We start from the raw sequence: 4,798 nt of genomic DNA on the forward strand, positions 1-4,798 counted from the left end.
TTTTTTCTTTGTAGTAATTCTTTTTTGGTCAGTATGCAGCGCACTGTTTGGTGTGTTGTGTGTTGGTTTTGTTTGTTAGGTTTGGGCTTTTCACGAGCCTTTTTTGTGGAGAGTTTGATCCTGGCTCAGGACGAACGCTGGCGGCGTGCTTAACACATGCAAGTCGAACGGAAAGGCTCCAGCTTGCTGGAGTACTCGAGTGGCGAACGGGTGAGTAACACGTGGGTGATCTGCCCTGCACTTCGGGATAAGCCTGGGAAACTGGGTCTAATACCGGATAGGACCGCACTTTGGTGTGTGTGGTGGAAAGTTTTTTCGGTGTAGGATGAGCCCGCGGCCTATCAGCTTGTTGGTGGGGTAATGGCCTACCAAGGCGGCGACGGGTAGCCGGCCTGAGAGGGTGGACGGCCACATTGGGACTGAGATACGGCCCAGACTCCTACGGGAGGCAGCAGTGGGGAATATTGCACAATGGGCGGAAGCCTGATGCAGCGACGCCGCGTGGGGGATGACGGCCTTCGGGTTGTAAACTCCTTTCGCCAGGGACGAAGCGTTTTTGTGACGGTACCTGGATAAGAAGCACCGGCTAACTACGTGCCAGCAGCCGCGGTAATACGTAGGGTGCGAGCGTTGTCCGGAATTACTGGGCGTAAAGAGCTCGTAGGTGGTTTGTCGCGTCGTCTGTGAAATTCCGGGGCTTAACTCCGGGCGTGCAGGCGATACGGGCAGGCTTGAGTACTGTAGGGGTAACTGGAATTCCTGGTGTAGCGGTGAAATGCGCAGATATCAGGAGGAACACCGATGGCGAAGGCAGGTTACTGGGCAGTTACTGACGCTGAGGAGCGAAAGCATGGGTAGCGAACAGGATTAGATACCCTGGTAGTCTATGCCGTAAACGGTGGGCGCTAGGTGTGAGACCCTTCCACGGGTTTTGTGCCGTAGCTAACGCATTAAGCGCCCCGCCTGGGGAGTACGGCCGCAAGGCTAAAACTCAAAGGAATTGACGGGGGCCCGCACAAGCGGCGGAGCATGTGGATTAATTCGATGCAACGCGAAGAACCTTACCTGGGCTTGACATATTTAGGTTCGCGGCAGAGATGTCGTTTCCCTTTGTGGCCTTTATACAGGTGGTGCATGGTTGTCGTCAGCTCGTGTCGTGAGATGTTGGGTTAAGTCCCGCAACGAGCGCAACCCTTGTCTTATGTTGCCAGCATTTGGTTGGGGACTCATGAGAGACTGCCGGGGTTAACTCGGAGGAAGGTGGGGATGACGTCAAATCATCATGCCCCTTATGTCCAGGGCTTCACACATGCTACAATGGTCGATACAATGCGTTGCGACACTGTGAGGTGGAGCTAATCGCTTAAAGTTGGCCTTAGTTCGGATTGGGGTCTGCAACTCGACCCCATGAAGTCGGAGTCGCTAGTAATCGCAGATCAGCAATGCTGCGGTGAATACGTTCCCGGGCCTTGTACACACCGCCCGTCACGTCATGAAAGTTGGTAACACCCGAAGCCGGTGGCCCAAACGTGTTAGGGAGCCGTCGAAGGTGGGATCGGCGATTGGGACGAAGTCGTAACAAGGTAGCCGTACCGGAAGGTGCGGCTGGATCACCTCCTTTCTAAGGAGTTTTTTATTTGGCCCACGGTTGTGGGTGTTGGTGGTTGATGTGTCTGTGTAGGGCACTGCCACTGTTGTGTAATCGGGTGGACGCATGCCTGCAGTCTGGATGGCTGGGTGCAATCATTGTTTTTTCACGAATGTGTTCATTCCCTGTGTGGGGATGGTGTGTGGGTATGTTGGTGCATTGTTGGGTGTCTGGGGCATTAGTGTTGTCCTGGTGCTGACACGCGGCTGTCAATCGATTCTTTGTGGGTTGGTTGTGGTGTGTGTTGGGTGTTGTGTGAGAACTGTATAGTGGACGCGAGCATGTGCCATGCGTGAGCGGCCCGTTGTGGTTGTTTGTGTGTGGTGTGATGTGATTTCTTGTTTTTCTTAATTTTTGTGTGTTCACCCGCCATGCAGCGGCTTGTGTTGTTGTGTGGTGGTGTGTGTTCGTTGTGTGAAGGGCGCATGGTGGATGCCTTGGTATTGTGTGCCGATGAAGGACGTGTCAGGCTGCGTTAAGCCTCGGGGAGTTGTCAAGTAAGCGTTGATCCGAGGATGTCCGAATGGGGAAACCTGCCACTCGTTGTGGGGTGGTACCTGCCCATGAATTCATAGTGGGTGTGGGGGTTACGCGGGGAAGTGAAACATCTCAGTACCCGTAGGAGAGGAAAATAATAATGATTCTGCTAGTAGCGGCGAGCGAACGTGGATGAGGCTAAACCGTGTGTGTGTGATACTTGGTAGGGGTTGCGCATGCGGTGTTGTGGGGTTGCAACGTGGAAGTGTCTACCAGTGCTTCGTTGTGGTGTGTGTGTTAGCTGAATTGGCTTGGAATGGTCAACCGGAGTGGGTGAGAGTCCTGTAGGTGAAGGTGCACATGTCATGATTGTTGTTGTCCCCGAGTAGCAACGGGCTCGTGGAATCTGTTGTGAATCTGCCGGGACCACCCGGTAAGCCTAAATACGTGCAATAACCGATAGTGTATTTGAGTACCGTGAGGGAATGGTGAAAAGTACCCCGGGAGGGGAGTGAAATAGTTCCTGAAACCATGTGCTTACAATCCGTCAGAGCACCTGGATGTGTGTGATGGCGTGCCTTTTGAAGAATGAGCCTGCGAGTCAGCGGCATGTCGCGAGGTTAACCCGTGTGGGGTAGCCGTAGGGAAACCGAATCCTAATGGGGTGTTTTTAGTGGCATGTCCTGGACCCGAAGCGGGGTGATCTACCCATGGCCAGTGTGAAGCAGCTGTAAGAGGTTGTGGAGGCGCGAACCCACGTAGGTTGAAAACTGCGGGGATGAGTTGTGGGTAGGGGTGAAAGGCCAATCAAACTCCGTGATAGCTGGTTCTCCCCGAAATGCATTTAGGTGCAGCGTTACGTTAAAAAGCCTAGTGGAGGTAGAGCTACTGGTTGGTTGAGCGGGACTACAATCTTAGCAACATCAGCCAAACTCCGAATGCCGCTAGTGTGTGCGTGGCAGTGAGACTGTGGGGGATAAGCTTCATAGTCGAGAGGGAAACAGCCCAGATCGCCGGTTAAGGCCCCTAAGGGTATGCTAAGTGGAAAAGGATGTGGGATCGCGAAGACAGCCAGGAGGTTGGCTTAGAAGCAGCCATCCTTGAAAGAGTGCGTAATAGCTCACTGGTCGAGTGGTTCTGCGCCGACAATGTAGTGGGGCTCAAGCATACCGCCGAAGCCGCGGCAACATTTTTTGTTGGGTAGGGGAGCGTCGTGCACGTGGTGAAGCAGTATCGTAAGGCGCTGTGGAGTGTGTGCGAGTGAGAATGCAGGCATGAGTAACGAATTGGTAGGTGAGAATCCTACCCGCCGGATGACTAAGGGTTCCTGGGTCAAGTTCGTCTTCCCAGGGTGAGTCGGGACCTAAGGCGAGGCCGACAGGCGTAGTCGATGGATAACCAGTTGATATTCTGGTACCCGTATATCCGCGCCCAATGGTAAAGCAGTGATACTAACCACCCGCATCGCCATGTACGTGCCCTTTCGGGGGTGTGTCGTGGTTGGTGCGCGTGGGGCCTGAACTGTGGTCCAAGCGATGGGGTGACACAGGTTGGTAGCCATGCCACTTATTGGATTGTTGGTGTAAGCGTGCAGACTGTGGTGTAGGTTAAATCCGCACTGCGTGATGGTCGAGGCGTGATGCGTAGCCCGTTGTGGGTGAAGTTGGTGATCCTGTACTGTCGAGAAAAGCCTCTAGTGAGTGGGTGTACGGCCCGTACCCTAAACCGACACAGGTGGTCAGGTTGAGTATACTAAGGCGTTCGGGTGAACTGTGGTTAAGGAATTCGGCAAAATGCCCCCGTAACTTCGGGAGAAGGGGGGCCACTGCTGGTGCTGCATCCTTATGCGGTGTGTGTGCTGGTGGTGGTCGCAGAGAATAGAGGGGTCCGACTGTTTATCAAAAACACAGGTCCATGCGAAGACGTGAAGTTGATGTATATGGACTGACGCCTGCCCGGTGCTGGAAGGTTAAGAGGACCTGTTAGGAGCCTTTGTGGTTCCGAAGCGGAGAATTTAAGCCCCAGTAAACGGCGGTGGTAACTATAACCATCCTAAGGTAGCGAAATTCCTTGTCGGGTAAGTTCCGACCTGCACGAATGGCGTAACGAGACCTCTGCTGTCTCAACCACAGGCCCGGTGAAATTGCATTACGAGTAAAGATGCTCGTTACGCGCGGCAGGACGAAAAGACCCCGGGACCTTCACTATAGCTTGGTATTGGTATTTACTATCGTTTGTGTAGGATAGGTGGGAGACTGTGAGACCGTCACGCTAGTGGTGGTGGAGTCGTTGGTGAAATACCACTCTGATGGTAGTGGATGCCTGAACCTTGGCCCATGATCTGGGTTGGGGACAGTGCCTGGTGGGTAGTTTAACTGGGGCGGTTGCCTCCCAAAATGTAACGGAGGCGCCCAAAGGTTCCCTCAGCCTGGTTGGCAATCAGGTGGTGAGTGTAAGTGCACAAGGGAGCTTGACTGTGAGAGTGACGGCTCGAGCAGGGACGAAAGTCGGGACTAGTGATCCGGCACCTACTTGTGGATGTGGTGTCGCTCAACGGATAAAAGGTACCCCGGGGATAACAGGCTGATCTTCCCCAAGAGTCCATATCGACGGGATGGTTTGGCACCTCGATGTCGGCTCGTCGCATCCTGGGGCTGGAGTAGGTCCCAAGGG

Annotated in this window: 2 rRNA genes; both read left to right on the forward strand. The window is 53.9% G+C overall.

The features are described 5' to 3' along the window. Positions 1-102 precede the first annotated feature (102 nt). Positions 103-1,621: ribosomal RNA gene (locus HMPREF3067_RS06340) — 16S ribosomal RNA — on the forward strand. 432 nt (positions 1,622-2,053) lie between these two features. Continuing rightward, positions 2,054-4,798, forward strand: a 23S ribosomal RNA gene (locus HMPREF3067_RS06345); the annotation flags it as partial.

Origin of the sequence: Corynebacterium sp. HMSC04H06, assembly GCF_001815935.1 — a bacterium.
GTDB lineage: Bacteria > Actinomycetota > Actinomycetes > Mycobacteriales > Mycobacteriaceae > Corynebacterium.